Origin of the sequence: Thioalkalivibrio sp. ALM2T (assembly GCF_000381505.1) — a bacterium.
Taxonomy (GTDB): domain Bacteria; phylum Pseudomonadota; class Gammaproteobacteria; order Ectothiorhodospirales; family Ectothiorhodospiraceae; genus Thioalkalivibrio; species Thioalkalivibrio versutus.
The window spans coordinates 497,914-523,223 of record NZ_KB906556.1 but is presented as its reverse complement, the minus strand read 5'-3'; the positions used below and the strand labels follow the sequence as shown (position 1 = coordinate 523,223).

31 protein-coding genes and 1 tRNA gene are annotated in these 25,310 nt (G+C 65.5%); 25 read left to right on the top strand and 7 right to left on the bottom strand.

Annotated elements, in window-relative coordinates; genetic code table 11:
- Positions 1-42: 42 nt before the first annotated feature.
- A complete protein-coding gene (locus tag F816_RS0102425; protein WP_018176625.1) occupies positions 43-423 on the top strand; it encodes a DUF302 domain-containing protein in 381 nt (126 codons plus the stop codon).
- Entirely contained in the window at positions 423-1,856 is a 1,434-nt protein-coding gene (locus F816_RS0102420) for an FAD-dependent oxidoreductase (RefSeq protein WP_019593386.1), read from the top strand. Before F816_RS0102425 ends, F816_RS0102420 begins: the two co-directional genes overlap by 1 nt.
- A gap of 63 nt (positions 1,857-1,919) precedes the next feature.
- Here F816_RS0102420 and F816_RS14940 read toward each other — a convergent pair whose 3' ends face one another.
- The gene (locus F816_RS14940; protein ID WP_018140916.1) at positions 1,920-2,084 is read right to left on the bottom strand and encodes a hypothetical protein; all 165 of its coding nucleotides are present in this window, start codon (positions 2,082-2,084) and stop codon (positions 1,920-1,922) included.
- Positions 2,085-2,087: 3 nt separating this feature from the next.
- Complete coding sequence (locus F816_RS0102410; protein WP_019593385.1) at positions 2,088-3,134, bottom strand: folate-binding protein YgfZ; 1,047 nt, start codon at positions 3,132-3,134, stop codon at positions 2,088-2,090.
- A gap of 177 nt (positions 3,135-3,311) precedes the next feature.
- Between F816_RS0102410 and sdhC the strand changes: the two genes are divergently transcribed.
- From sdhC to F816_RS0102375, 7 genes are all read left to right on the top strand, one after another.
- Positions 3,312-3,692, top strand: a complete 381-nt coding sequence (gene sdhC / locus F816_RS0102405; protein ID WP_019593384.1) for a succinate dehydrogenase, cytochrome b556 subunit — start codon at positions 3,312-3,314, stop codon at positions 3,690-3,692.
- On the top strand, positions 3,689-4,027 hold the full coding sequence (gene sdhD / locus F816_RS0102400) for a succinate dehydrogenase, hydrophobic membrane anchor protein (RefSeq protein ID WP_026333099.1): 339 nt from the start codon (positions 3,689-3,691) through the stop codon (positions 4,025-4,027). The genes sdhC and sdhD overlap by 4 nt, the downstream gene beginning before the upstream one ends.
- 10 nt (positions 4,028-4,037) lie before the next feature.
- The gene (sdhA, locus tag F816_RS0102395) at positions 4,038-5,813 is read left to right on the top strand and encodes a succinate dehydrogenase flavoprotein subunit (RefSeq protein ID WP_019593382.1); all 1,776 of its coding nucleotides are present in this window, start codon (positions 4,038-4,040) and stop codon (positions 5,811-5,813) included.
- Positions 5,814-5,919: 106 nt separating this feature from the next.
- Positions 5,920-6,282 (top strand): TraR/DksA C4-type zinc finger protein, encoded by a 363-nt coding sequence (locus tag F816_RS0102390; protein ID WP_019593381.1) that lies wholly within the window; start codon positions 5,920-5,922, stop codon positions 6,280-6,282.
- A gap of 57 nt (positions 6,283-6,339) precedes the next feature.
- Positions 6,340-7,041, top strand: coding sequence for a succinate dehydrogenase iron-sulfur subunit (locus F816_RS0102385; RefSeq protein WP_019593380.1), 702 nt, complete (start codon positions 6,340-6,342; stop codon positions 7,039-7,041).
- 136 nt (positions 7,042-7,177) lie between these two features.
- The gene (locus F816_RS0102380; protein WP_018938539.1) at positions 7,178-7,432 is read left to right on the top strand and encodes a succinate dehydrogenase assembly factor 2; all 255 of its coding nucleotides are present in this window, start codon (positions 7,178-7,180) and stop codon (positions 7,430-7,432) included.
- A 52-nt stretch (positions 7,433-7,484) separates the two neighbouring features.
- Positions 7,485-8,342: a NifU family protein gene (locus F816_RS0102375; protein ID WP_019593379.1), complete on the top strand. Its 858-nt coding sequence runs from the start codon at positions 7,485-7,487 to the stop codon at positions 8,340-8,342.
- Positions 8,343-8,358: 16 nt separating this feature from the next.
- Here the strand turns inward: F816_RS0102375 and F816_RS0102370 are convergent, their stop codons facing one another.
- On the bottom strand, positions 8,359-9,291 hold the full coding sequence (locus F816_RS0102370) for an AraC family transcriptional regulator (protein ID WP_019593378.1): 933 nt from the start codon (positions 9,289-9,291) through the stop codon (positions 8,359-8,361).
- A 198-nt stretch (positions 9,292-9,489) separates the two neighbouring features.
- On the opposite strand from F816_RS0102370, the gene F816_RS0102365 reads away from it, so the two are divergent.
- From F816_RS0102365 to F816_RS0102345, 5 genes are all read left to right on the top strand, one after another.
- On the top strand, positions 9,490-10,110 hold the full coding sequence (locus F816_RS0102365; RefSeq protein WP_019593377.1) for a DoxX family protein: 621 nt from the start codon (positions 9,490-9,492) through the stop codon (positions 10,108-10,110).
- Positions 10,111-10,178: 68 nt separating this feature from the next.
- On the top strand, positions 10,179-10,532 hold the full coding sequence (locus tag F816_RS0102360; RefSeq protein WP_019593376.1) for a hypothetical protein: 354 nt from the start codon (positions 10,179-10,181) through the stop codon (positions 10,530-10,532).
- Complete coding sequence (locus F816_RS0102355; RefSeq protein WP_019593375.1) at positions 10,522-11,406, top strand: DUF692 domain-containing protein; 885 nt, start codon at positions 10,522-10,524, stop codon at positions 11,404-11,406. The genes F816_RS0102360 and F816_RS0102355 overlap by 11 nt, the downstream gene beginning before the upstream one ends.
- Positions 11,399-12,172, top strand: coding sequence for a DUF2063 domain-containing protein (locus tag F816_RS0102350; RefSeq protein ID WP_019593374.1), 774 nt, complete (start codon positions 11,399-11,401; stop codon positions 12,170-12,172). Before F816_RS0102355 ends, F816_RS0102350 begins: the two co-directional genes overlap by 8 nt.
- A 246-nt stretch (positions 12,173-12,418) precedes the next feature.
- Positions 12,419-12,841: a hypothetical protein gene (locus F816_RS0102345; protein WP_026333097.1), complete on the top strand. Its 423-nt coding sequence runs from the start codon at positions 12,419-12,421 to the stop codon at positions 12,839-12,841.
- 9 nt (positions 12,842-12,850) lie between these two features.
- Here F816_RS0102345 and F816_RS0102340 read toward each other — a convergent pair whose 3' ends face one another.
- Positions 12,851-13,837 carry a serine/threonine protein kinase gene (locus F816_RS0102340; RefSeq protein ID WP_019593372.1) on the bottom strand — a complete coding sequence of 329 codons (987 nt, stop codon included), beginning with the start codon at positions 13,835-13,837 and terminating at the stop codon, positions 12,851-12,853.
- Between the two features lie 60 nt (positions 13,838-13,897).
- On the opposite strand from F816_RS0102340, the gene F816_RS0102335 reads away from it, so the two are divergent.
- From F816_RS0102335 to F816_RS0102285, 11 genes are all read left to right on the top strand, one after another.
- The gene (locus F816_RS0102335) at positions 13,898-14,602 is read left to right on the top strand and encodes a TVP38/TMEM64 family protein (protein ID WP_019593371.1); all 705 of its coding nucleotides are present in this window, start codon (positions 13,898-13,900) and stop codon (positions 14,600-14,602) included.
- A 165-nt stretch (positions 14,603-14,767) separates the two neighbouring features.
- Complete coding sequence (locus F816_RS0102330; RefSeq protein WP_019593370.1) at positions 14,768-15,754, top strand: MBL fold metallo-hydrolase; 987 nt, start codon at positions 14,768-14,770, stop codon at positions 15,752-15,754.
- Between the two features lie 150 nt (positions 15,755-15,904).
- Positions 15,905-17,821, top strand: coding sequence for a threonine--tRNA ligase (gene thrS / locus F816_RS0102325; RefSeq protein WP_019593369.1), 1,917 nt, complete (start codon positions 15,905-15,907; stop codon positions 17,819-17,821).
- Between the two features lie 22 nt (positions 17,822-17,843).
- On the top strand, positions 17,844-18,362 hold the full coding sequence (infC, locus tag F816_RS0102320; RefSeq protein WP_077276933.1) for a translation initiation factor IF-3: 519 nt from the start codon (positions 17,844-17,846) through the stop codon (positions 18,360-18,362).
- 102 nt (positions 18,363-18,464) lie between these two features.
- Positions 18,465-18,662, top strand: coding sequence for a 50S ribosomal protein L35 (gene rpmI, locus F816_RS0102315; protein WP_017942014.1), 198 nt, complete (start codon positions 18,465-18,467; stop codon positions 18,660-18,662).
- A gap of 20 nt (positions 18,663-18,682) precedes the next feature.
- Complete coding sequence (gene rplT, locus F816_RS0102310) at positions 18,683-19,042, top strand: 50S ribosomal protein L20 (RefSeq protein WP_018145454.1); 360 nt, start codon at positions 18,683-18,685, stop codon at positions 19,040-19,042.
- A gap of 190 nt (positions 19,043-19,232) precedes the next feature.
- On the top strand, positions 19,233-20,261 hold the full coding sequence (gene pheS, locus F816_RS0102305) for a phenylalanine--tRNA ligase subunit alpha (protein WP_019593368.1): 1,029 nt from the start codon (positions 19,233-19,235) through the stop codon (positions 20,259-20,261).
- A complete protein-coding gene (pheT, locus tag F816_RS0102300) occupies positions 20,261-22,621 on the top strand; it encodes a phenylalanine--tRNA ligase subunit beta (RefSeq protein WP_019593367.1) in 2,361 nt (786 codons plus the stop codon). The genes pheS and pheT overlap by 1 nt, the downstream gene beginning before the upstream one ends.
- 3 nt (positions 22,622-22,624) lie before the next feature.
- Positions 22,625-22,924 (top strand): integration host factor subunit alpha, encoded by a 300-nt coding sequence (locus F816_RS0102295; RefSeq protein WP_018140932.1) that lies wholly within the window; start codon positions 22,625-22,627, stop codon positions 22,922-22,924.
- On the top strand, positions 22,908-23,264 hold the full coding sequence (locus F816_RS0102290) for a MerR family transcriptional regulator (RefSeq protein WP_018140933.1): 357 nt from the start codon (positions 22,908-22,910) through the stop codon (positions 23,262-23,264). Before F816_RS0102295 ends, F816_RS0102290 begins: the two co-directional genes overlap by 17 nt.
- A gap of 247 nt (positions 23,265-23,511) precedes the next feature.
- Positions 23,512-23,588: transfer RNA gene (locus tag F816_RS0102285), tRNA-Pro, on the top strand.
- Positions 23,589-23,671: 83 nt separating this feature from the next.
- Here the strand turns inward: F816_RS0102285 and F816_RS0102280 are convergent.
- The 3 genes from F816_RS0102280 to flgM form a co-directional block, all read right to left on the bottom strand.
- On the bottom strand, positions 23,672-24,388 hold the full coding sequence (locus tag F816_RS0102280) for a flagellar brake protein (RefSeq protein WP_019568523.1): 717 nt from the start codon (positions 24,386-24,388) through the stop codon (positions 23,672-23,674).
- Positions 24,389-24,470: 82 nt separating this feature from the next.
- A complete protein-coding gene (locus tag F816_RS0102275; RefSeq protein ID WP_019593366.1) occupies positions 24,471-24,956 on the bottom strand; it encodes a flagella synthesis protein FlgN in 486 nt (161 codons plus the stop codon).
- A 15-nt stretch (positions 24,957-24,971) separates the two neighbouring features.
- Positions 24,972-25,286 carry a flagellar biosynthesis anti-sigma factor FlgM gene (gene flgM, locus F816_RS0102270; protein WP_019593365.1) on the bottom strand — a complete coding sequence of 105 codons (315 nt, stop codon included), beginning with the start codon at positions 25,284-25,286 and terminating at the stop codon, positions 24,972-24,974.
- Positions 25,287-25,310: the final 24 nt, after the last annotated feature.

Genomic DNA, 25,310 nt, shown 5'->3' with positions numbered 1-25,310 from the left:
GGTCGGGGCCCACCCGGGCCCCGGCCGAACGAAGGAATCGTCATGCTGGAAACCACTACCCGACTGGACCCCGAGACCGCGGTCGCGACCCTGAAGGAGGCGATTGACGCCCAGGGGCTGAAGCTGGTCTCGCACATCAATGGCCAGGCCAATGCCGCGAAGATCGGGGTCGAGGTCCCGACCGACCAGATCCTGGAGATCTTTCACCCGAGCTACGCGGTGCGTGTCTGGGAGGCCTGCAAGCCGGCCGGCATCGACATCCCGCTGCGCATCCACGTCTCCGGCGATGGCGAGATGCTGCGCGTCAGTGCGCGCTCCGCACGGGACGTGTTCGCGCCGTGGGCCAACCCCGACCTGGACGCCATCGGGTCCGAACTGGACCCGAAGCTGAAGGCCATTCTCGATGCCGTGGAGGCCGCGTGATGAGCACCGAAACCGACGAGTTCAAGCGCTATATCTGCAAGGTCTGCGGGTATATCTACGACGAGGCCAAGGGCGACCCGGATTCCGGTCTGGCCCCTGGGACCCGCTTCGAGGATATCCCCGACGACTGGTACTGCCCCGACTGTAATGTGACCAAGGCGGATTTCACCGCCCTGGAGCCGCGCGCCGAGACCGCGGACGCCGGTGCCGCCGCGATGGCCTGGAGTGCCGGAGCCGGCGCGGCCGATCCGGACGCGGTGGTGATCGTCGGCGGTGGCATGGCGGGCTGGGCCCTGGCTGAGGCTCTGCGCGAGCGGGATCCGCGGCGCACGATCCGCCTGCTGACCGCCGATTCCGGTGATTACTACACCAAGCCGCGGATCTCCAATGCCTTTGCTCGTGGCGTCGCGGTCGCAGATCTGGTGGAGGAGACTGGCGTGGCGCGAGCCGCCCGGCTCGGCATCGAGCTGATGCCGTTTGTCCGCGTGCTCGATGTCCAGCGGGCGCAGCAAAGAATCATCACCGCCCGTGGCGGCGTGCCGTACGGCCAGCTGGTGCTGGCCACCGGGGCGCGTCCGCGGCAAATGGCGTTCCCGGGTGGGGCCAGGGCGCCGCTGTCGGTGAACACGCTGGAGGACTACCGCGCCCTGCGCGCGGCCCTCGAGGCGCGAGCTGGGTCACCGGCCCATACCCGTGTGGCCATCATCGGCGCCGGCCTGGTGGGCTGCGAGCTGGCGGATGACCTGGCGGCCGGTGGTTATCCGGTGGCATTGATCGAATGCGCGTCGCGGCCGCTGCCGAATCTGCTGCCCGAGTCGCTAAGCGGAGATCTGGAGAATGCGCTGGCGGACCGCGGCGTGCAGTGGCACACCGAGGCGATCGTCGAGCGCATCGAACCGGTTGCGGAGGGAACGACCCGTCTTGCCCTTGCCAGCGGCGAATCGGTAGAGGCCGAGGTGGTCATCAGCGCGCTCGGGCTGGTGCCCAACCGTGAGCTGGCCGAGCGGATGGGGCTGGCCTGCCACGCGGGGATCGAGGTGGACGCACTCTTGCGCACCACCGACCCGGCGGTCTTCGCCCTGGGCGATGGTTGCGAGTTCGACGGCCAGTTACGCCCTTACGTGGAGACCCTGCGCGGGCAAGCAACTGCACTGGCGCGCACGCTGTCCGGCGAGCCGACGGTGTACCGGCCGGATGCCGGGATCGTCCAGGTCAAGACAGGGAGCCTGCCGTTGAACGTCTGCCCGCCGCAGACGGGCGCGGGCGAGTGGGTGGAGATCTCGGGCGACAGCGAAGGGCGTCACCTGGAATATCACGCCGACGAGCGGCTCGCGGGATTTGCCTTGTCCGGTCGTTATGCCCGCCAGGCACGGGAGCTGGAGACGCGCCTGGGTGAGCCGGTGGTGGATAGCCGGGCTCGGCTGGCGTCGTGAGTCCCGTGGCCCGGCCGGTGCCGGGCCACGGTGGGGTGCACGATCTGGATCAGAGAATTCGGGTCAGATGACCCCGTCGAGTCGCAAATAGCCGATCAGGAACAGCACCGCCAGCACACCGGCCAGGGCGTAGAGCCAGTTGGATAGCGTGGGGTTGTCGGGGCGGCTGAAGAAGGCCGCCCACAGTGCCAGCAAGATCAGGACGAAGAAGAAAAACAGAAAGCGCATGCGTCAGGCTCCTTCCGGGACCGCGTAGGGTAGTTCGACCACCTCGGCCTTGGCGCCGTCCGGGGTGTCCCAGCGCAGTTCGCCCTCGGCGGCCGCTACCTGCAGTACCGCCAGGGCGGAGTACAGACCGTCCGGGTGCAGTTCGGCGGCGACGATCTCGCCGTCCGACTGGTCGGGGTTGCCGTCGGCGCGGAACACCGGTGAGCCGGGCTGAGGTGGGGTCTGGGTGTGGATCGCCAGGCGGTACATGCGCCGCTTGAGCTTGCCGAGATAATGCATCCGGGCCACGACTTCCTGGCCTGGATAGCAGCCCTTGTCGAAACTGATCGCGCCCAGGGCGTGTAGGTTGAGCATCTGCGGCACGAACTTCTCGGAGGTTTCCTCCACCACGGTGGGGACCCCGGCCAGGACATCCAGCAGCGCCCAGTCGCGCGGGCCCACCGGGGCCGCGTGGACGTTCAGGCCATCCCAGGCCTTGCGCATGGCGCCGAACTCGCCGAACAGTTCGAAACGCGGGTGCACGCCGGGTACCCGCACCACGGTGACGCCGTCCTTCTCGACGACCTCCTCGACTTCGGCGGGGCAGACGCCCAGCGCATTGTTCAGTTCCTTCTCGGCATCTGGTCCGGAGCAGCCGAAGTGGATCCGCGAATCCCCCGCCTGTTCGATGATGACGTTCGCGCGCAGCACGAACATCTGCAGGCGTTTGGCTACCGGCTCGATCCGGTCGGCGGGCATCTCCAGTAGGTAGCCGTCACGGGTGCGCATCACGCGGAACACGGCATAGGCGCGGCCCTTGGGGCTGGAGTAGCTGGAAAGCTGGCTGTGATGTGCGTCCACCGCGCGGATATCGTTGCCGAACTGGCCTTGCAGGAAGTCGGTAGCGTCGTCGCCGCGCACCTCCAGCAGGCCGCGATGGGAGAGGTCGCAGATCACCTCGCCATTGACGGCCATGCGCCGTTCGCGCTCCGGGTTGCCATAGTGCAGGAGGTCGTCCTCCTCGAACTCGGCGCCGGCATCGATCAAGTGGTTTTTCCAGTCTTCGCGCATCGGAAATCTCCCGTGGAAGCGCTCGCTGTCGTCCGCCGCCGGGCTCGATTGGCTATCGGTATCCGGGGCGCACGGCCAGGGTTTGAGGTGGTAAGCTGAACCAAGCGGTTCGATAGTAGACGAACCATTTGCAGGGTGTCAGCCCTGGTTTCCTTTCTTCCCGTTCAAGGGGGTGGCATGACTCGGCAGGGACGTCCCGTCTTTCTGGATTTGCGCAAGATCCGACTGCCGCTGAATGCCGTGGTCTCCATTCTGCACCGGATCACCGGTGTCTTCCTGATTCTGTCGATTCCCGTGCTGCTTTGGCTGCTGGATCGGTCGCTGACCAGCCCGCAAGGGTTCGCGCAGGTGGTTGCGATCATCCATCATCCGGTGGGGCTGGTGTTGCTGGCCATGGGGTTGTGGTGGCTGTTGCATCATTTGTTTGCCGGCATTCGCTACCTGCTGATGGAGCTGGGTATTGGCGAAGACCGTGAGGGCTCGCTGCGCACTGCGCGTGACGCGCTGTACGCGGGGCTTCTGGCGACGGCGCTCGTCTGGCTGGGGCTGGTCCTGTGAGGCTCTTGAGCGGACAGCGCGCCTGGCTCTTGCAGCGCATCACCGCAGTGTATGTCGGGGTCTACGTGATCCTGGCGCTGGGTTTCTTTGTCCTGGCGGCCCCGGCCGATCACGCGGCCTGGCTGGGCTTTGTCGGGCATCCGGTTGTCGGGTTGCTGACGGCCCTGTTTGTCCTGTTGCTCCTGCTGCACGCCTGGATCGGTCTGCGCGATGTGGTGATGGACTACGTGCACCCACCTGCGACGCGGCTCACCGTGCTGGTGTTCGCGGCCGGGGGGTTGCTGCTGATGGGATTCTGGGCCTTATTCATTCTGATTCGCGCGGGGCTTGCATGAAGGTTTTGGCATGAACGTGACACGACGCAAGTTCGACGCCCTGATTATCGGGGCCGGTGGCGCAGGCCTGCGCGCGGCGCTGCAGCTGTCGAATGGCGATGCCAAGGTGGCGGTGGTGTCCAAGGTGTTCCCGACCCGTTCCCACACGGTGGCGGCGCAGGGCGGGGTCAATGCGGCGCTCGCCAACGTGCTGCCGGATTCGTGGCACTGGCACATGTTCGACACGGTCAAGGGCTCGGACTACCTGGGCGACCAGGATGCGATCGAGTACATGTGCCGGGCCGCGCCCAAGGTGGTCTACGAGCTGGACCACTTTGGCGTACCTTTCTCGCGCCTGGACAACGGCAACATCTACCAGCGCGCATTCGGCGGGCAGAGCCAGAACTTTGGCCAGGAGCAGGCGGCACGCACCTGCGCCGCGGCGGATCGCACCGGGCACGCCATCCTGCACTCGCTCTACCAGCAGAACCTGCGCGCCCGTACGCACTTCTTTGACGAATACTTTGCGGTCGACCTGCTGCGTGACGAGCAGGGCTACGTGCTCGGCGTGCTGGCGTTCGAGATCCTGACCGGCGAGCCGATTGTGATCGAGGCGAAGACCACGCTGATCGCGACCGGCGGGGCGGGGCAGCTGTTCCGGACGACCACCAACGCCCTGATCAATACCGGCGACGGCATGGCGATGGCGCTGCGCGCGGGCGTACCGCTGGAGGACATGGAGTTCGTGCAGTTCCACCCGACCGGCATTGCTGGGCGCGGGATGCTGATTACCGAGGGTGCGCGCGGCGAGGGCGGGTTCCTGATCAATTCCGAGGGCGAGCGTTTTATGGAGCGCTACGCCCCCCGGGCGAAGGACCTGGCGTCGCGGGACGTGGTCAGCCGATCCATCGCCACCGAGGTGCGCGAGGGCCGCGGTTGTGGGCGCAACGCGGATCACGTGCTGCTGGATCTGCGCCACCTCGGGGCCGACACGATCATGCACAAGCTTCCGGGTATCCGCGAGACGAGCATGACCTTCCTCGGCGTGGACCCGATCGAGGCGCCAATCCCGGTGTTCCCGACCTGCCACTACAGCATGGGCGGGATCCCGACCAATCGCTTCGGGCAGGTGGTGGCGCCGGAGAAGGATACGCCGGAGGACCCGGTCCCCGGGTTGTACGCGGCTGGCGAGACGGCCTGTGTCTCGGTGCACGGGGCGAACCGTCTGGGTGGCAACTCGCTGCTGGATATCCTGGTCTTCGGCCGCGCGGCGGCCAATCACATCCTCGAATACCTGGCCGAGAACCGCTATCACCGCGCGCTGGACGAGACCGCGGTGGAGCAGGCGATGGCACGGCTCACACGCTGGGACCGTAAGGACCCGGGCGACGGCTCCGCCGAGCAGGTCGAGCCGCTCAAGCGCGAGCTGCGCAAGGTGATGGAGGACCACTGTTCGGTGTTCCGCACCGACGAAGTGATGCGTGAGGGGGTGGAGAAGGTCCAGGCCCTGCGCGAACGCCTGAACCATGCGGTGATCGCGGACCATTCCAGCACCTTCAACACGGCGCGCGTCGAGGCGATGGAGCTGGAGAACCTGATGGACTGCGCGATCGCGACCATCCGCTCGGCCCTGGGCCGCGAGGAGAGCCGCGGGGCCCATTCGCGCATCGATTTCCCCGAGCGCGACGATCAGCACTGGCTCAAGCACAGCCTGTATTCGCTGGCGGATGACAGCCTGGACTACAAGCCGGTGCGGACGCAGCCGAATACCGTGGCCTCGTTCCCGCCCAAGGAACGCGTCTATTGATGGCTCGACTCGACCGTAGGATGCGGATGAGCGAAGCGAATCGCATCAGGGGGCATGGCCACCCGCGCGTTCAACCATGGGCATTGTGCCCAATGGGAGACGAGCAATGAGCAACCCTGCCGAACCGGTACCCGAGGCGTGGCTGCACCAGAAGCTCGAGGCGCTGCTGACGGAACTGGATGCCGCGCTCGCGGAAGCGGCCGACAGCGGCGCGACCGTGGAGCTGGACCAGCAACGCACCGGACGGCTCTCGCGGATGGACGCGCTGCAGGGTCAGGCCATGGCCAAGGCGAGCCAGCAGCGGCGCGAGGCCCAGCGTGTTCGTGCCCGCCGGGCGCTGAAGCGGCTGGAGGAGGGCGAGGGCGGACTGTGCATCGACTGCCTGGAGCCGATTGCGCGCTCGCGGCTGGAGATCGATCCGTCGGCCGAGCGATGCATTGCCTGTGCCGAGGCGCAGGAACAGGATTGATTGGGGCCTACCGCAGCGTGTGACAACGGTGGCCGCGGTCACCGACAGGAGATACCGATGGAGTTCTCGATCTACCGCTTCAACCCGGAGACGGACACGCTGCCGAAGATGCAGCGCTTTACCCTGCCCGATGACCAGGTCGAGCCCGGGATGATGCTGCTGGATGCCCTGCTTCTGCTGAAGGAACAGGACGACTCCCTGGGGTTTCGCCGCTCCTGTCAGCACGGGGTGTGTGGCTCCGACGGCATGAACATCAACGGCACCAATGGCCTGGCCTGCATCACGCCGCTGGCGGATCTGGACTCACCCGTGACCCTGCGTCCGTTCCCGGGCATGCCGGTGATCCGCGACCTGATCGTGGACATGGACAACTTCTGGGAGCAATACCGCAAGGCCGAGCCCTGGCTGGTCAACGACAGCCCGGAGCCCGAGGTGGAGCGCAAGCAAAGCCCCGAAGACCGCGAACAACTGGACGGGCTCTACGAGTGCATCCTGTGCGGCTGCTGCTCCGCGGCCTGCCCGTCCTACTGGTGGAACCCAGACAAGTTCCTGGGGCCGGCGGCGCTTCTGCAGGCCGCGCGCTTCATCCACGACAGCCGCGACGAGGCCACCGAGCACCGTCTGGAACAGCTGGATGATGCCTGGAAGCTTTACCGCTGCCACACCATCATGAATTGCACCCAGGTGTGCCCGAAGGGCCTGAACCCGAGCCGCGCGATCAGCGACATCCGCCGCACCATGCTGAAGAAGTCGCTGTGAGTGGCCTGATCCGCAACGGTTATCCAGCCCCCGTAGGAGCCTGCTCGCAGGCGAACGCCCCAGCCAAGGTCGGACGCGGGCAGGGGCTTCGCCTGCGAGCAGGCTCCTACGGGAGTGCGGGTGGGGCATTTCGGTGATGGAACCGGATAACCGGACACGCTGGCGCTGTCGCCGCGGCATGCTGGAGAACGACTGGCTGCTCGGCCACTTTCTCGCGCAGGGATATGCGCAACTGGACCAGGAGGGTCGCGATGCCTTCGAGCGCCTGCTCGATTACCCCGACAACGTGCTGCTGGACGTGGTCATGGGCCGCCAGACCACGGTGGACGAGGGGATAGCCCGTCTTGTCCCGGCGATCCGCGCCGCCACTCAGGCTTCGGCTCCGGCCTGACCCGGTTCTTCCCCGGCTCGCGCTCGCGGGCCAAATCCTGCTGCTCCTGGCTGTGGCCGGCTATGTGCTGGTGTACAGCCCGTTGTGGACGCTGGCCCCGGTCTTCGGACTGGCCGTGGCCGGCTGGTGGTGGCAAGGGCGATCGCAACCGCCGGCCTGGGATTGGCTGGGGCAGACGCCCGAGGGTGCAACCTGGCTGGCCACCGCCGAGGGGCTGCGCCAGGAGCAGGTGGACTGGGTGGAAGTGCTGCCCGATACACGAGTGTTGCGCCCGCTTGTCATCCTGGTTGTTCGGGTGCCCGCGACCGGCCGGGTATGGCGCCTGTGGTTGCACGCCGGGCGCATGCATCCGGAGGACTTGCGCCGTCTGCGCGTGCGGTTGCGCTGGTCGCCCGCGCGCGAGGCGGTGGATCCCGGCTGGCGGGTGCGGCTTCGCGCGGGGGTGGAGCGGGGCGTTGCTATACTGGCGAAAAGCCGAGTACCCGGAGGCCCGAACATGGCTGGACCCGACAATGCGCAGGTGATGGTGGACGTGTCGCATCTGCTGAGCGACGAGCCCGATCACGTGTACAGCGAGGATGAACTGGACGCGATCGAGGAACTCGATCCGGAGCTCGCGCTGCGCCTGGACCGGGCCCAGACCTTCGCCGAGCGCGAGGCGGCGGACGTGCCGGCCGATGGCCCGATCGACGTGGACGCGGTGCGCGCCGCGATCGAGGAGGCGCGGCGGATCATGATGCAGGACGGTGGTGATATCGAGTTCGTGGAGCTCGATGGCCGCACCGTGCGGGTCCGGCTCAAGGGGGCCTGTGTGGGCTGTCCGCGCTCCACGCTGGATCTCAAGAATGTGGTCGAGCGCCTGGTTCGGTCGCGTGCGCCGGGCGTGGCCAGCGTCGCCAACACCTTCTGAATCGGTTTTTCGGCAGTCAAGCCTGGCCAGCCCTGAGCCGGCGCAGTAGCTGCCGGATGCGCCCCGGCCCGAACCCGTGCACCCGCTTGAAGGCCTTGCGAAAGGCCGCCTCCGAGGTATAGCCCACCGCGTCCATTACGCCCGCGACCGACTCCCGCCCGTCGCGTAGCTGGCGTTCCGCCAGGACCATCCGCCACTGGGTCAGGTAATCAATGGGGGTCTGCCCAACCAGGGCATGGAAGCGTTCGGCGAAGCTGCTGCGCGACATGGCGGCCTCGCTGGCCAGCCCCTCCAGGGTCCAGGCCGCCTCCGGGTGGGCGTGCAGGGCATCCAGTGCCCGGCGGATACGGTCGTCGGCCAGGGCGGCGATCAGCGATCCCTCCGAGTGTTCGCGTTGCGAGCAGATGTGATGGCGCACGGCCATCACGAACAGGGTGTCCGCCAGGCGGTCCAGCACCGGCCGGTAGCCCGAGGAACGCTCCGCGAGTTCGATGTTCATCAGGTCCGCCAGGTGTGACAGCCGGTCGCCGGATTCGCGGCGGCGGATGATGATGTGATCGGGGAGCGCGGCCAGGATCGGGTTGCGGCGGCCGGAATCGAACTCGAAGTGGCCGCACAGGAGCTGGGTGACCGGGATATCCGGCGGATCCTCGCCTTCCACCAGTGTCAGATGGTTTTCGCGGTCGGGTACGGTGTCGCGGCTGGCCATCAGGTGCCAGTCGTCATGCGGCAGCAGGAGAAGATCGCCGGCCTCCATCCAGACGGGGGCCATCGCCTCCATGTGCAGATAGCATCCGCCTTCCCCCACCAGGTGAAAGCTGGCATTCCCCGAGCCCGCCGTGCTGAGCTGCCACTCCCCGCACAGGCGCGGGTTGGTGTCGATGCGGGCGCGCAGGTTATAGGCGGCCAGAACCGTCGACAGCACGTCTTCGTGGGGGCTGATGTCCATCGAACCTTCCTTATGCCTTTTGCCTGTTCCTGTTTGTTCTTCACCTTAGACCTTTGGGCGCCCGGTTGCCGGGCGTCACGGGCCTCTCCCCATGGTCTCGGACGATCGGACATAAAAGCCGGCGGATCACCCCGCGTACAGCGTGAGCCCGGGGTCTAGGCTTTATACCCAGTAGAAGGGGAAAAGGAGATCAGGACGATGGCTGCGGCTGGAACCTTGGCAGTGCGCTTGCAGGGTTGGCTGGACTGGACGCGAGGCGCGGACTTCCTGGCGCCTCTGCTGTTGCGGCTCTACCTCGCGCCGGTGTTCTGGATGGCGGGGACCAACAAGCTGGACGGGATCCTGCCGAAAGAGAACGTGGTGATGTGGTACGGCAACGCGGACTGGGGGCTGGGCATGCCCTTGCCCTATCTGATGGTGATGCTGTCAGCGTATGCCGAGGTTCTGGGTGCGATCGCGTTGCTGCTCGGTCTGGCGACGCGCTGGTTCTCGATCCCGCTGATGATCACGATGGTGGTGGCGGCCGTGACCGTGCATCTGGAACACGGGTGGCAGCGGATCTCCGACCCGATGATGTGCCTGTTCAACTGTTCCGGGATCGAGGAGGCACAGATGCGCCTGGATCGCGCCAAGTCCATTTTGCAGGAGCACGGGAACTACAGCTGGCTGACCGAGACCGGGAATTTCGCAGTCGTAAATAACGGTATCGAGATGGCTGCCACCTTCTTCGTGCTGCTGCTGGTGCTATTTTTCTGGGGAGCGGGACGCTACGTCAGCATCGACTATTACATCCGTCGGAGGATGATGAGCAGGGGATAAGGGCTGCACTAGCAGCCATTTCACAACGGGTCCAGCGGATCCATAATCGCAAGACGAGGACTGACACCATGAAGAACGATCTGTTTTCCACCAAGACCCTGGCGGGCGCCGTCGGCAGTGCAGCGATCGGCGTGGCCATGGCCACCAGCCCGGTGTTCGCATCGGCCGACCTGAACCACGGCTATCAGCAGAGCGGGCAGTCGCCGCTGATGCTGGCCGAGGGTTCCTGCGGCGGCGAAGGCACCTGTGGCGGTGCGGCCGAGACCAAGGACAACGAAGGCAGCTGTGGCGAAGGGACCTGCGGCGGTGCGGCTGAAACCAAAGACAGTGAAGGCAGCTGCGGCGAGGGCACCTGCGGTGGCTCGGACGGCGACGAGAAGGATTCCGAAGGCGCCTGTGGCGAGGGGACCTGTGGCGGCTAAGGTCGTCCATCCCGCCAACCCGGCCCGCGTCAGCGGCGCTGGGCTCGGTTTGCGGCGGGCCCTGCTGGGCCCGCTGGCCGAGGCCCCGGAGGCGACGGAACGCCTGGGGTTCTTCGAGGCGGCGCCGGAGAATTGGATGCACCTGGGTGGACGTCTGGGGCGCATCTTTCGCGAATACACCGAGGCCCAGCCCTTTGTATGCCACGGGCTGTCTCTCGACATCGGCGGGCCGCGCCCGCTGGACAAGACCTTCCTGCAGGACCTGCGTGTCTTCCTGGATACCCACGGGATCGAGGATTACAGCGAGCATCTATCGGCCTGTGGCGATGGCCAGGGGCATCTGTATGACCTGATGCCGATCCCGTTTACCGAGGAGGCGGTGCGCTACGTTGCCGATCGCGTGCGCCAGGTGCAGGACATCCTCGGGCGCCGGATGGCGCTGGAGAATGTCTCCTATTACACCCCGGTGGGGGCCGAACTGGACGAGATCACCTTCGTCCGGGCAGTGCTGGAGGAGGCCGACTGCGACCTCCTGCTCGACGTGAACAACATCGTCGTCAACAGCATCAATCACGGCTACGAGGCGACCGAATTCCTGGATGCAATGCCGCTGGAGCGAGTGCGCTACTTGCACATCGCCGGGCACGAGGAGGAGGCCCCGGATCTACGGGTCGACACCCATGGCCAGCCGATCTGTTCCGATGTCTGGGCGCTGCTGGAGGCCACCTATGCCCGCATCGGGCCGGTGCCGACCCTGCTCGAGCGCGACTTCAATTTTCCGCCGCTGGAGGAACTTCTGGCGGAGACCGACCGGATTCGGGATCTGCAGTTGCGGGCGCGCGCGGTCCAGGAAGAGCGGCTCCTGCATGCCTGAGGCGGATTTCCAGCAGGTGCAGGAGGCATTCGCGCGGCACTTGCGTGACCCGGGGCGCTATCCGCCCCCCGAGGGGATCGAGAGCCGGCGCCTGGCGATCTACCGGCGTCTTTTCTTCAACAACGTGGCGAACCTGCTGGCCCGGGGGTTCCCGGTCCTGCGGGGACTGCTGGAGGCGGCCGCCTGGGAACAGCTGGTGCGCGACTTCTATCGCGATCATGGCAGCGAAACGCCGTATTTTCCGCGGCTGGCGGCGGAGTTCGTGCGCTACCTGGCGGAGGAACGCCGCCCGGCGCAACCCGGCGATCTGCCCTTCCTGGCCGAGCTGGCCCACTACGAGCGGGTGGAGACCGAACTGGTCTATGCGGATGCTCCGCAACTTTCGGATGTGACGCCGGTTGGTGACCTTATGGTTCAGGTTCCGGTGTTTTCGGCCGCCGCGCGGCTGCTGGCCTACGAGTACCCGGTGCACCGAATCGGGGCCGACTTCCAGCCGGATCAGCCGGGAGAGGTGCCCACCTACCTGCTGGCGTACCGCACCGGGGAGGAGCGGGTGCGGTTTGCCGAGTTGAACCCGCTGGGCGCCCGGCTGCTGTGGCGGGTGATCGAAACACCGGCAACCGGCGACGAACAGATCCGCCGGGTGGCCGGCGATTTCGGGCTGGAACTCTCGGGCGAGCTGGTGGCCAGTGGGCGCCAGTTGCTGGAGCACTACCGCGGGCTGGGCGCCATTGTGGGGACCCGGATCGAGCGCGCATCCGCCTGAGACGGAGGGACTGGACGCGCACGTCGCAGACCCGGACGCACGGGCATGGGCAAACTCCAGGGCAGCCGCTAGTTACTGAAACAGGCAGCAGCTGTTTCAGTGGAGCGGACGCCAATGCGAGGGATGCTGAATCGATGGTGCGAGACGATTCGTTCCGGGGTCAGGCGTCGAATGCCCCGTGGCGATGCCCGGCGGGTGCCTCGCCGCCACCGGATACGCGCCCAGTTGTGTCGGCACAGCGTCGCGATTATTTCATTGCTGATCGCACTCTCGTCCCTGGGCTACAACACCTGGCGCAACGAGACCTCGGAATTGCATCGCAATTGGCGTCAGGCGTCCTTCGAGCTGACGCGCGAAATCAACGAACTCCAGCAGGTGGTGCTGTACCGGCGCTATTTTCACCCGGTAGAAACCATCTCGCCGGGTGGGGTCGGGGATGCGGAGACCTGGATCCTGGGCTGGGGCCGGGTGGCCAGCGTGCGCGACCTCACCTCGGTATTGCCGGACCCGCTGCCGGCGCACGGCGTTCATCTGCACACCACCTGGGCGCAGCATGCGCAGCACCTGAATGGCGGTGACGAATCCGCGCGGGAGGCGGAGGAGGCCCTGCTGGGCGCCCTCGATGACACCCGTGACTCGGTGCTGGAGCTGATCCGGAACCTGCGGTGAGACCGAGCCTCAGTAACCCAGGTCGAGGGCGGGTTCGTCGAGGGCGGCGGCCTGCTCGCGCAGGGTGAGGATGTGATCCTCCCAGAAGCGCGGCGTGTAGAAGATCGGGAAGCCGTCGACAAAGGCCGGGTCGTCGGCGCGCCGGGCCAGCCAGGCGGCGTGGCGCAGGATGCGCAGGGTGCGTAGTGGGGCGATCAGCCCGAGCTGGCGGCGATCCAGCGGTACGAAGGTCTCGTAGCCCTCCAGCAGGGCCTGCATCTGCCAGGCCATCTCGGGCGGTTCGCCGGACAGGAACATCCACAGATCCTGCATGGCGGGGCCGGTACAAGCGTCGTCCAGGTCGACAAAGTGCGGGCCGTCGTCGGTCCACAAGATGTTGCCGGGGTGGGTGTCGCCGTGCAGGCGCAGCTGCGGGATCGGTCCGATCGTGTCGAGGTCCCGCTGGATCCGCCCCAGCAGGTCGGCGCTGAGATCGCGGTACACGGATTCCAGCTCCAGGGGCAGAAAGCCGGAGGCGAGCACGGCCTGGCGTGCCTCCTCGCCACGCGGGACGGGATCGAGCACCGGCCGCTCGTGAAAGCGTGCGGCGCGTCCGACCTCATGGATGCGCGCGATGAAGCGGCCAATGCGGACCAGGGTGTCGCGCTGTTCCAGATCCGGTGCGCGACCGCCGCAGCGCGGGTAGACGGCGAACATGAACCCGGCGTGATCGTGCAGGGTTTCGCCTTCAGGATCGGCCAGAGGGGCGACTACTGGGATCTCGCGGCGTGCAAGTTCCTGGCTGAAGCCGTGTTCCTCGCGGATGGCGGCGGGTGTCCAGCGTTGCGGACGATAGAACTTGGCGATGACCGGTGTGGTGTCCTCGATGCCGACCTGGTAGACGCGGTTCTCGTAGCTGTTGAGGGCCAGCAGGCGCCCGTCGCAGCGCAGACCGGTCGTTTCCACCGCGTCGAGGATGACACCGGGTTTCAGTTCGTCGTAGGGATGTGCATGCATGCTTGCAGTGTACGGGTTTGCCGCGCATCGTTCCGGCAAAGTGACCGCGAGGAGTCGCGCTTGAATCGCTATTACTGGGGGTTGGTTGTCGCCCTGGTGGGTCTCGTTGCCGTCTGGCTGGTGGTTGCGATGGGGCCGGGTCTGGATCTGGAGACCCTGCAGGTCGCGCGCCTGCAGGTGGAGGACTGGCGGGTCGCGCACCCGTTCGTCACGGCCTGGGTGTTCTTCCTGTTGTATATGGTGGTGGCCGCCTTTTCGGTGCCGGGGATCGTGGTGATGACCCTGGCCGGCGGTGCCCTGTTTGGCGTGGTTTGGGGCACCGTGCTGTCGTCGCTGGCATCGACGTTGGGGGCGACCCTGACCTTTCTTGTGGCGCGGGCGCTGGCACGCGATGCTGTTCAGCGTCGTTACAAGCACCAACTTGGGCGCATCAATGCAGGCTTTGAGCGCGAGGGCGCGTTCTACCTGTTCGCGCTGCGGATGATTCCGGTGTTCCCGTTCCTGTTGATCAACGCCGGGATGGGCCTGTTGCCGATCCGGATCTGGACGTATTTCTGGGTATCACTCGTGGGGATGCTGCCGGCCACGGCGGTGTTCGCGAATGCCGGGACACAGTTGGGGCGGCTTGATGGCATCGAGGGCATTCTCTCGCCGGTGCTGGTCCTGTCCCTGGTTGCCACGGGGCTTTTTCCGCTCCTGGCGCGCTGGCTGGTGAATGCCGTGCGCCGCAGGCGGGGTCGATTGGAGAACCCGGGCGCGGACTAACACGCACGCAGTATCTGCCATCGCGTATATAATAGGGTTTACCGTTGGGAGGCGGCGGCCGTGGAGCGCGCACCGCCGGACACAATCTCGACGTTCACCGAACGATCCTGTCACATATTGCGTGCGCTGTCCGACTCGGGGCGCGAACGACACAAGGAGTTTTCCATGACATTGAATGTTCTGTTGCGCCAGGGTCAGGTGGCCCTCCTCGCGCTGGGTCTTATGGGCTTCGGTATGGCCGCCGTGCAGGCGGAGGAAGAGTCGCTGGATCGTCCGGTCGAGAAGGTGCTGGAGCCGATTCAGCTGACCGACCGGGTACATTACTTTTACGGCTCGCTCGAGAACCGCACGCCGGCCAATCTCGGTTTCACCAACAACACCGGCTTCGTGGTAACCGACGAAGGCGTGGTGCTGATCGATTCGGGGCCGAGCTACCAGGTCGCCCAGCGCATGGAGAAGGCGATTGCCGGGGTGACCGACAAACCGATCACGCACGTGATCTCGGTGGGCAGCCAGGACCACCGCTGGTTGGGCAACGGCTATTTCCACGAGCAGGGGGCGGAGCTGGTTGCGCTGCAGCGGACCGCGAGCACCCAGGCCGATCGCGGCGAGGGGCAGATCGCCTCGCTGGCCAATTCCGTGGGCGAAGAGGCGATGGAGGGCACCCAGCCGGTTCCGGCACCGAACCCCATCGATGCCGATGAATACACCCTGGCCGTCGGCGGTGTGGACTTCGAGCTGATCTATGCCGGGGATGCCCACTTCCCGGGCGACATCATGGTCCACCTTCCGGGCGAGGACGTCGTCTTTACCGGTGACATCGTCTACACCGAGCGCATGCTGGGCATCCATCCCTTCAGCAACCCGGTGGAGAAGCTCGAGGCCTTCCGGCACCTGGAATCCATCGGTCCGGAGATCGTCGTGCCGGGGCACGGCCGCGCGACCGACATGGCCGAGGCACGCCAGGATACCGGTGATTACCTGGAACTCCTGGTGCGCGAGGTGACGGCAGGCATCGAGGATTGGGAATCGCTGGGCGAGGTGGTCGACCGCCTGGCGGATCTGGAACAGTTCAAGCACCTGCGCCACTATGATGACTGGCACCGCCCGAACGTGAATCGGACCTACCTGTTCATCGAAGGCAACATGTAACAACCGCACGGTAATCCCGGCCACAGCCCGGGAGATCTGCCGACGGCGCGGGGCACATGGTATGCTTCGCGCCGTTGTCGTTTCCGGCAACTCCAAATTTCTGATACGCGACGTTCGACCCCGCGTATGGGTCGGCGAAGGAGCCTCGCAATGCCCGCAATAACCCTCCCCGACGGCAGCCGCCGCGAGTTCGATCACCCGGTCACCGTGCTGGACGTGGCGAAGGACATCGGTCCCGGGCTGGCCAAGGCCACCCTGGCCGGCAAGGTCGATGGCGAACTGGTCGATGCCCGCCACGAAATCGACACAGACGCCGCGCTGGCGATCGTGACCGACCGCGACCCGGAAGGGGTGGAGATTATCCGGCATTCGACCGCGCACCTGATGGCGCAGGCGGTCAAGCAGCTCTTTCCCGACGCGCAGGTGACCATCGGCCCGACCATCGAGAACGGCTTCTATTACGACTTCGCCTATGACCGCGGCTTCACGCCGGAGGACCTGGAGAAGATCGAGAAGCGCATGAAGGAGCTGGCCAAGCAGGACCTGCCGGTGGAGCGCTCGCTGATGGACCGCGACGAGGCGGTGAAGTACTTCCGCGACATGGGCGAGGAGTACAAGGCCGAGATCATCTCTAGCATCCCCCAGGGCGAGAACATCTCGCTGTACAAGCAGGGCGACTTTGTCGACCTGTGCCGCGGCCCGCATATCCCGTCCACCGGCAAGCTGAAGGCCTTCAAGCTGACCAAGGTGGCCGGTGCGTACTGGCGCGGCGATTCCGACAACGAGATGCTGACGCGCATCTACGGCACCGCCTGGCCGAACAAGGACCAGTTGAAGGAATACCTGGAGCGGCTGAAGGAGGCCGAGCGCCGCGACCACCGCAAGATCGGCCAGGAGTTGGATCTGTTCTCGATCCAGGACGAGGCCGGTGGCGGCCTGGTGTTCTGGCATCCGAAGGGGGCGCGTATCCGGCGCGAGATCGAGAAGTACTGGTACGACATGCACGAGAAGGCCGGCTACGACTTCGTGGTCTCGCCGCACATCGCGAACCTGGAGCTGTGGAAGACCTCCGGCCACGCGGATTTCTATTCGGAATCCATGTACGAGCCGATGGAGGACGAGCACCAGTCCTTCCAGCTCAAGCCGATGAACTGCCCGTTCCATGTGCTGATGTACAAGGACCGGCTGCATTCCTACCGCGATCTGCCGCTGCGCTGGGCGGAGATGGGCACGGTGTACCGCCGCGAGATGTCCGGTGCGCTGCACGGGCTGATGCGCGTACGCGGCTTCACCCAGGACGATGCGCACATCTTCTGCCGCGAGGACCAGATCGAGTCCGAGGTGATGGGCGTGATCGATCTGACCCTGGAGGTGCTGCAGACCTTCGGCTTCGAGAAGTTCGACGTGAACCTTTCGACCAAGCCCGAGGATGCGGTCGGCTCGGATGAAATCTGGGAACACGCGACCGCTTCGCTGCGGTCTGCGATCGAGAAGAAGGGCCTTGATTATTCGGTGGACGAGGGCGGCGGTGCCTTCTACGGTCCGAAGATCGACATCAAGATCCACGATGCGATCGGCCGCGAATGGCAGTGCTCGACGGTGCAGCTGGACTTCAATCTGCCCGAGCGCTTCGACATGGAATACGTCGCCGAGGACAACGAGCGACGCCGTCCGATCATGATCCACCGCGCGCTGCTAGGCTCGGTGGAACGCTTCTTCGGCGTGCTGATCGAACACTATGCCGGACACTTCCCGGCGTGGCTGGCCCCGGTGCAGGCCGAGGTGCTGACCATTACCGAAAGGCAGGATGAATACGCCCGCGAGGTCACGAAGACGCTGCGCGCGATGGGGTTCCGGGTCGAGGCCGACTTGAGAAACGAGAAGATCGGCTTTAAGATTCGCGAGCACACGCTCAAGCGCGTGCCGTACCTGCTGGTCCTTGGAGACAAGGAGATGGAAAATGGGCAGGTGGCGGTGCGTACGCGGAGCGGGGAAGACCTCGGCGTGATGCGCCTCGAGGACTTCGGCGAACGCCTCCGGGAGGAGGTCGGCAGTCGCCAACACTGAACCCTGAACTGGAGAGAAGGCTATTAGCGCAGCGAAAACGGTCCGCCTGAACGATCAGATCACGAGTCCGCAGATCCGACTGATCGACGCCGAAGGCGAGAATCGCGGTGTCTGCAGCACTGCAGAGGCCCTGGAAATGGCCCAGGAAGGTGGTCTGGACCTGGTCGAGATCTCGCCGAATGCCGAGCCGCCCGTGGCCCGGATCATGGATTACGGGAAGTTCAAGTTCGAGCAGGCGAAGAAGGCGCAGGAAGCCAAGAAGAAGCAGAAGCAGATCCAGATCAAGGAAGTGAAGTTCCGTCCGGGTACGGACGAGGGCGACTACAACGTCAAGCTTCGCAACCTGCGCCGCTTCATCGAGGCCGGTGACAAGGGCAAGGTGACCATCCGCTTCCGCGGGCGCGAGATGCGCCACCAGGAACTGGGTGGCGAGCTGCTCGACAAGGTCGAGAAAGACATGGCCGACATCGCGATCGTGGAACAGCGGCCGAAGATGGAAGGACGCCAGATGATCATGGTGCTGACGGGCAAGAAGAAGTAAGTCCGTCAGACGACAAGGGCGATCGGGTTTCCGCATACCCGCATCGCTTTTTCATAAACGGTCGGCCCGCAGTGGGTACGGCCCAAAATGCCGGAGAGAGTAATGCCGAAGATCAAGACCAATCGGGGTGCGGCCAAGCGCTTCACCCGTACCGGGTCAGGGAAGTTCAAGCGGTTCCAGTCGCACCGCAGCCACATCCTGACCAAGAAGCCTACCAAGCGTAAGCGTCACCTGCGCAGTCCGGCGATGGTGCACGAGTCGGATGCCCCGGCCGTGCGCAAGCTGCTGCCGTACCGTTGAACTGACCGAGGAATCGAGACATGCCACGAGTCAAGCGCGGTGTAACCGCTCACGCCCGTCACAAGAAAGTCCTGAAGCAAGCCAAGGGCTACTACGGCGCCCGGAAGAACGTCTTCCGCGTTGCCAACCAGGCCGTCATCAAGGCCGGTCAGTATGCCTACCGTGACCGTCGCCAGAAGAAGCGTCAGTTCCGGTCGCTGTGGATCGTCCGCATCAATGCGGCGGCCCGTCAGTTCGATCTCTCCTACAGCCGTTTGATGAACGGTTTGAACAAGGCCGAGATTGATATCGACCGCAAGACCCTGGCCGATCTGGCCGTGCACGACCTGACCGCGTTCGGCAAGATCGCGGAGAAGGCCAAGGCTGCACTGCCGGCCTGAGCCGCAGGGCCTGGAAGGACTGCCCGTCGGCGGTGTGCCGGCGGGTCCCGAGAAGGGAGGGTCGATGCCCTCCCTTTTTTGTTTCGGGAACAGGAAACGAGGCGCCTGCAAGGCAGCGGCCCCCGAGTGCGGGCCGCTGCCTTGCAGGCGAATAGGGGGCCGGGGAGGCCCGTACCAGTCGGGGGAAGTCGTGGAACAACTGCAACAGCTGGTCGCCGAGGCGCGCGAGCGCGTCGACGGGGCCACGGACCTGAAGGCGCTGGACGAGGTCCGGGTGCACTATCTCGGCAAGAAGGGCGCGCTCACCGCACAGCTCAAGGAGCTGGGCAAGCTACCGGCGGAGGAACGGCCGGCGGCGGGGCAGAAAGTGAACGAGGCCAAGACCGAGGTCGCCGGCCTGATCGAGTCGCGCAAGGAGGCCCTGGCGCAGAGCGCATTGGCGGACCAGTTGGCGGGCGAACAGGTCGATGTGACCCTGCCGGGGCGGCGTCAGGCTGATGGCGCGCTGCACCCCATTACACAAACCCTGGAACGCATCGAGACCTTCTTTGCCGGATTGGGCTTCCGCGTGGCCGAGGGCCCCGAGGTGGAAGATGACTTCCACAACTTCGAGGCCCTGAACATCCCCGAGCATCACCCGGCGCGGGCGATGCACGACACCTTCTACTTTGATGCCCACCGCGTGCTGCGTACGCATACCTCGCCGGTGCAGATCCGCACCATGGAACAGGAGCGCCCGCCGCTTCGCGTGATCGCGCCAGGGCGCGTGTATCGCTGCGATTCGGATCTGACGCATAGCCCGATGTTCCACCAGGTGGAAGGGCTTTGCGTGGATACGGACATCACGTTCGCGGATCTGCGCGGCGTGTTGAGTGCATTTCTTCAGGCCTTCTTTGATCGGGACGATCTGGCCACGCGCTTTCGGCCGTCGTACTTCCCGTTCACCGAGCCGTCGGCTGAGGTCGACATCCAGTGCGTGCACTGCGGCGGTGACGGCTGCCGCGTTTGCAGCCACACCGGCTGGCTGGAGGTGATGGGCTGCGGGATGGTGCACCCCAACGTGCTGGGTCACGTGGGGATCGACGCCGAGCAGTACACCGGCTTTGCCTTTGGCCTGGGCGTCGAACGCATGGCGATGCTGCGCCATGGCGTGAACGACCTCCGGCTGTTCTTCGAAAACGATATCCGCTTCATCGGGCAATTCGGGCAGACAGGCTAATGCGTATCAGTGTGCAGTGGCTGCAGGAATGGCTGCAGATCGACGAGACCCCGGAACAACTGGGCCATCGCCTGACCATGGCGGGTCTGGAACTGGATGCGATGGAAGCGGCTGCGCCCGCGTTCAGCGGGGTGCGGGTGGGCCACGTGGTGGCAGTCGATCCGCACCCGGACGCGGACCGCCTGCGGGTGTGCCGGGTCGAAGCGGGCGAGGCGGAGCCGCTGACCATCGTCTGTGGCGCGCCCAATGTCCATGAAGGTATGCGGGCGCCGGTGGCGGTGATCGGAGCGGTATTGCCCGGTGATTTCCGTATCAAGCGCTCCAAGCTGCGCGGTGTCGCTTCCGAGGGCATGCTCTGTTCCGCGCGCGAACTTGGCCTGGCAGACGATGCCGAAGGCCTGATGTCGCTGCCGACGACGCTGGAGGCCGGCCAGGACCTGCGTGAGGCGCTCGGGCTGGACGACACCATCCTGGAAGTGGACCTGACGCCGAACCGGGCCGATTGCCTGGGCATGCGCGGGATTGCGCGGGAGTGCTCGGCATTGTTGGACCGGCCGCTGCATGCCCCGGCCATGCCGGCCGTGGACGTCGCCAGCGATGCCCGGGTAAGTGTGAATATCCAGGATCCGGAAGCCTGCCCCTTGTATGCCGCACGGGTCCTGGAGGGCCTGGACGCCAAGGCTGCGACCCCGTTGTGGATGGCGGAACGCCTGCGCCGCGCCGGGGTGCGCCCGGTAAGCGCCATCGTGGACGCGACCAATTATGTGATGCTGGAGCTGGGCCAGCCCCTGCATGCCTTTGATGCCGAGCGCACGGGCGACCGGATCCAGGTGCGCCAAGGTGAGCAGGGGGAATCCCTGACGCTCCTCGGGGGCGAACAGACGGTCAAGCTGTCGCCGCAGGACCTGGTCATTGCGGGTAATGACGGCCCCCTGGCGCTGGCCGGAGTGATGGGCGGCGCCGCCAGCGCGGTCGATGCCAGCACCACCCGCGTGGTGCTCGAATGTGCGCATTTCGCACCGCGAGCCCTGGCCGGTCGGGCGCGGGCTCACGGCCTGCATACCGATGCCTCCCATCGTTTCGAACGGGGTGTCGACCCGACTCTGGTCCCGCAGGCGATGGAACGCGCGACCCAGCTGCTGCTGGAGCTCTGCGGCGGACAGTGCGGCCCGGTCGAGCAAGTGGGCGAGACGCCGGCCTCCCATGCGGAACAGGCGATCGTCCTGCGCCCGGATCGTGTCCAGCGCCTGCTTGGGGTGACCCTTGAGGCTTCCGAGGTGGAGCGGATCCTGGAGGCACTGGACTGCCGCATCGAGACGAGCGATAGCGGCTGGTCGGTACGCGCGCCGCGGGCCCGATTCGACCTCGAACGCGAGGAAGATCTGATCGAAGAGCTGGCCCGGGTGCACGGCTATGACGCCTTGCCGCAGACACTCCCGAAGCCGGTCGCACCGGTGACGCCGGAGTCGGGTCTGCGGTCACTGCGCAACGGGCTTGCCCGCCAAGGCTTCCATGAGGTGATCAGCTTCAGCTTTATCGCTCGCGAGGCCGCCAATGCGTTCTACCCGGACGTGAGACCCCTGGCGCTGGCGAATCCCATTTCGTCCGATCTGGCGGTGATGCGCCCGGGATTGTGGCCCGGGCTGGTGACCACCGCCGCCTACAACCAGGCGCGCCAGCAATCGGACTTGCGCCTGTTCGAGCATGGCCTGCGCTTTGTTCCGGATGCGTCCGGTCTGCGGCAGGAGCCGCGACTGGCCGGCCTGCTCGGTGGGAGGCTGGCGCCGGAAGCCTGGGAAGGGGAGGCGAAGAAGGTCGATTTCTTCGACGCCAAGGGCATCGTGGAAGGCCTGTGCGAACGCGTCGCCGGTCCGCTCGGCTTTCGCGCGGAACGTCATCCGGCGCTGCATGACGGGCAATCCGCACGGGTACTGGTGGACGGGCAGCCGATCGGCTGGGTCGGGCGCCTGCACCCGGCGTTGTGCGAGCGCTTCGACGTGGAGCCGGTCTACCTGTTCGATCTGGACGCGACCGCCGTGGTGCGCGCGCCAGTGGCGCAGTTCTCGCCGTTGTCGCCGTACCCGTCCATCCGTCGGGATCTGGCGCTGGTGGTGGCCGAGTCGGTGGCGGCGGGCGATGTGCTGGCGGCCATCGACGAGCTTGACCTGGAGATCCTGCAGGACGTTCGCCTGTTCGATGTGTACCAGGGCAAAGGCTTGAATCCGGACGAAAAAAGCCTGGCTTTGGGCTTGATTTTACGGGCTTTTGATCGCACCCTAGGCGAACAGGACGTGGCTGGCATCACCGACGCGGTGGTGCAGCATCTCCAGGCCCGGTTCAACGCAACCTTGAGACAATAGCCGATGGCAGCTGTAACCAAGGCGGATCTCGCCGCCGCGCTAAACGAGGAACTGGGTCTCAACAAGCGCGAGGCCAAGGAATTCGTCGAGATGTTCTTCGAGGAGATGCGGCAGTCGCTGGAGACCGGCGAGGGCGTGAAGCTTTCCGGGTTCGGGAATTTCATCCTGCGCGACAAGAACCAGCGGCCAGGGCGCAATCCCAAGACGGGCGAAGAGATTCCGGTCTCCGCGCGTCGTGTGGTGACCTTTCGGCCGGGACAGAAACTGCGCGAGCGGGTAGAGAGCTATGCTGGAGGCGAGTAACCACCAGGAGCTGCCCGCGATCCCGGGCAAGCGCTACTTCACCATCGGCGAAGTCGCGGAGCTGTGCCAGGTCAAGCCGCATGTGCTGCGGTACTGGGAGCAGGAATTCCCGATGCTGGAGCCGGTCAAGCGGCGCGGCAACCGTCGCTACTACCAGCGTCAGGATGTGATCCTGATCCGTCAGATCCGCGCATTGCTGTACGAAGAGGGCTACACCATCAATGGTGCCCGTCAGAAGCTCTCGGGCGACGAAGCCAAGGGTGATCGTCAGCAGGCCCAGCAGATCATCCAGGACACGATTTCGGAGCTCGAGTCGGTTCTGCGCGTATTGCGCGCCTGAGGCTCCAACCCTAGGGGGCGCCCGGACGTTGTGTTGATGCGATTCGCTTTGCTCGTCGCATCCTACGGTGTCCTTCTGAACCCAACTCCAGTTTGAAATTTCCGCTCTGTAGGATGCGACGAGCGCAGCGAATCGCATCAATGCGCCACTCTCGGTGTACGTGGCGCGAATGGTCCGCACGGATCTGGCAGCAATGGGGTGGCCGACGCTTTCGTGAAGGCGGGGAATCGGATATAGTTCGCGGCTTCGGGGCGTGGCGCAGTCTGGTAGCGCATCTGCATGGGGTGCAGAGGGTCGCAGGTTCAAATCCTGCCGTCCCGACCAAACAGGAACGATCAAAAAAGGCCGCTTCAAGCGGCCTTTTTTGTGTTCGGAGTTGCAGGTGGCGGCGTCGCCTCGGCTCAGGCTCAATCCATCGAGCGGCGGCGCGCCTCGCGCTGGTAATGGAGCAGGGCGATGTTGGTCTGGCGTTCCATCCACTGGGTCATTCCGACGATCTCGAAGCCTGCAAACTCGAAGCCATCACGCGTGCTGCGGCGACGGTTGGCCAGCCGCAGGTCCCCGGAAAGGCGTTCACTGACATCGGGGAGCAGGAGGTTCTCGAAGGCCAAGTTTGCCTGGTCCTCAAGCGCATCCAGAAGGGTGGTGGACAACTCGATGCACATGCCCTGGGCAGAGAGGTCGGCAACCTCGCCAATCACGGGATCCTTCCAGGCCTTTGCATGGAGTTCGATCTGAGGCCGCTGGGCCATCGGGATGTGCACGCGGAACGTTTCGCGGCGTTGCAGGTAGTACAGAGTTTCCGGATAGGTGCAGACGTAGAGCGCGCCTTTTTGCTCCTGCTCGATGCGTGTTACATGCGTGCCGAATCGCACTGCAACCCCGCGCAGCGCGGCGAATACGCGCAAGTCCATGCCGGCCTGAACCTGCTGGTGCGCGCGAGGCGGGGTGAGCTCGTCGAGAAAGAGTTCCTTGGCGGCTGGGTCCAGACGGACCAGGGCCGAGGTGTACAGGGGGCCGTCGGTATCCACGCGAACGCTCACGACGGTGAGCTTGTGGTCGAGGTCCTTGAGGATGCCGGCAATCCGGTCCGGCTTATCGACGGTATAGTCCGTGTCGTCCATGCGTCCGAAGTGTTAGGAAGGTGTGAGGACGCAAGGTACTGGTGGATGCCGCGAAAAGCCAGCCTCCACCAGCACCGGCCTCTCAGGCCTGGGTGATCTGGCGTCCGCCGCGGTTTCCGGGCCGGGCGCGGCCATACGGGTCGTAGGTAGCCGCGGGGCCGGTTTCCTCGCCGCGGAGGATCTGCATGGAGAGTTCCACGCGCTGGCGGTCACGGTCGATCAGGCGCGCATTGCCCTGATTCAGAGTGTCGCAGCGTTCGATGGACTGGCGCAGGGCTTGCCACAGGTCGTTCAGTACGACGCCATCGTCCATCTTCGAGAACAGGCGCGCGATGCCCTCGGGGCTGAAGGCCTCGCCGGCGGCCTCGACCAGGCCTTGCTGGTTGCGTGTCTCGGTTTCCAGCTCATGCAGCAGGGTCTGCTTGCCCGTCACCACGCCCTGCAGCGTATCGGGTTGGCGCGCTTCGACCGCGCGCGTCTCCTGTAGCAGGCTCTCTTCCAGCTGATGAGCCAGCCGGATTGAGGTCTCGAGCGAGCGTTGCAGTTGATGGTGCGCGTCGGCATTCATGGGCGATAGACCGGGTTAGCGCAGCAGGCTTTCGAGGTCGATCATGCGATCGGCCAGCTGCTGGTTGTCCACCGGATAGTTGCCGCTGGAGATCGCCTCGCGCAGTTCGGCAACGCGGGCGGCGTCGAAGGGGGCGGTGTCGCCCGCGCCGGCCGCGGCATTCATTGCCTGGGCGGCCCCGGTGAGCGTGACCGAATCATTGTTTGGCGCCGATGCGTTACCGGAGGCCGGGGCACGGTTTGCCGTGTTGCCGGACTCGTCGCGACCCTTTACCCCGGGGTTCTGGCTGTCGGGGCGCAGGCTGTTCGTGTTGAGGCCCTTGATATCCATGATGCCTTCCTGTCGTTGTAACTG

Coding starts and splice junctions, on each gene's coding strand:
- F816_RS0102425 (WP_018176625.1), top strand. CDS start 43: ATGCTGGAAACCACTACCCGACTGGACCCCGAGACCGCGGTCGCGACC.
- F816_RS0102420 (WP_019593386.1), top strand. CDS start 423: ATGAGCACCGAAACCGACGAGTTCAAGCGCTATATCTGCAAGGTCTGC.
- F816_RS14940 (WP_018140916.1), bottom strand. CDS start 2,084: ATGCGCTTTCTGTTTTTCTTCTTCGTCCTGATCTTGCTGGCACTGTGG.
- F816_RS0102410 (WP_019593385.1), bottom strand. CDS start 3,134: ATGCGCGAAGACTGGAAAAACCACTTGATCGATGCCGGCGCCGAGTTC.
- sdhC (WP_019593384.1), top strand. CDS start 3,312: ATGACTCGGCAGGGACGTCCCGTCTTTCTGGATTTGCGCAAGATCCGA.
- sdhA (WP_019593382.1), top strand. CDS start 4,038: ATGAACGTGACACGACGCAAGTTCGACGCCCTGATTATCGGGGCCGGT.
- F816_RS0102390 (WP_019593381.1), top strand. CDS start 5,920: ATGAGCAACCCTGCCGAACCGGTACCCGAGGCGTGGCTGCACCAGAAG.
- F816_RS0102385 (WP_019593380.1), top strand. CDS start 6,340: ATGGAGTTCTCGATCTACCGCTTCAACCCGGAGACGGACACGCTGCCG.
- F816_RS0102380 (WP_018938539.1), top strand. CDS start 7,178: ATGGAACCGGATAACCGGACACGCTGGCGCTGTCGCCGCGGCATGCTG.
- F816_RS0102370 (WP_019593378.1), bottom strand. CDS start 9,291: ATGGACATCAGCCCCCACGAAGACGTGCTGTCGACGGTTCTGGCCGCC.
- F816_RS0102365 (WP_019593377.1), top strand. CDS start 9,490: ATGGCTGCGGCTGGAACCTTGGCAGTGCGCTTGCAGGGTTGGCTGGAC.
- F816_RS0102360 (WP_019593376.1), top strand. CDS start 10,179: ATGAAGAACGATCTGTTTTCCACCAAGACCCTGGCGGGCGCCGTCGGC.
- F816_RS0102350 (WP_019593374.1), top strand. CDS start 11,399: ATGCCTGAGGCGGATTTCCAGCAGGTGCAGGAGGCATTCGCGCGGCAC.
- F816_RS0102340 (WP_019593372.1), bottom strand. CDS start 13,837: ATGCATGCACATCCCTACGACGAACTGAAACCCGGTGTCATCCTCGAC.
- F816_RS0102330 (WP_019593370.1), top strand. CDS start 14,768: ATGACATTGAATGTTCTGTTGCGCCAGGGTCAGGTGGCCCTCCTCGCG.
- thrS (WP_019593369.1), top strand. CDS start 15,905: ATGCCCGCAATAACCCTCCCCGACGGCAGCCGCCGCGAGTTCGATCAC.
- rpmI (WP_017942014.1), top strand. CDS start 18,465: ATGCCGAAGATCAAGACCAATCGGGGTGCGGCCAAGCGCTTCACCCGT.
- rplT (WP_018145454.1), top strand. CDS start 18,683: ATGCCACGAGTCAAGCGCGGTGTAACCGCTCACGCCCGTCACAAGAAA.
- pheT (WP_019593367.1), top strand. CDS start 20,261: ATGCGTATCAGTGTGCAGTGGCTGCAGGAATGGCTGCAGATCGACGAG.
- F816_RS0102295 (WP_018140932.1), top strand. CDS start 22,625: ATGGCAGCTGTAACCAAGGCGGATCTCGCCGCCGCGCTAAACGAGGAA.
- F816_RS0102290 (WP_018140933.1), top strand. CDS start 22,908: ATGCTGGAGGCGAGTAACCACCAGGAGCTGCCCGCGATCCCGGGCAAG.
- F816_RS0102280 (WP_019568523.1), bottom strand. CDS start 24,388: ATGGACGACACGGACTATACCGTCGATAAGCCGGACCGGATTGCCGGC.
- F816_RS0102275 (WP_019593366.1), bottom strand. CDS start 24,956: ATGAATGCCGACGCGCACCATCAACTGCAACGCTCGCTCGAGACCTCA.
- flgM (WP_019593365.1), bottom strand. CDS start 25,286: ATGGATATCAAGGGCCTCAACACGAACAGCCTGCGCCCCGACAGCCAG.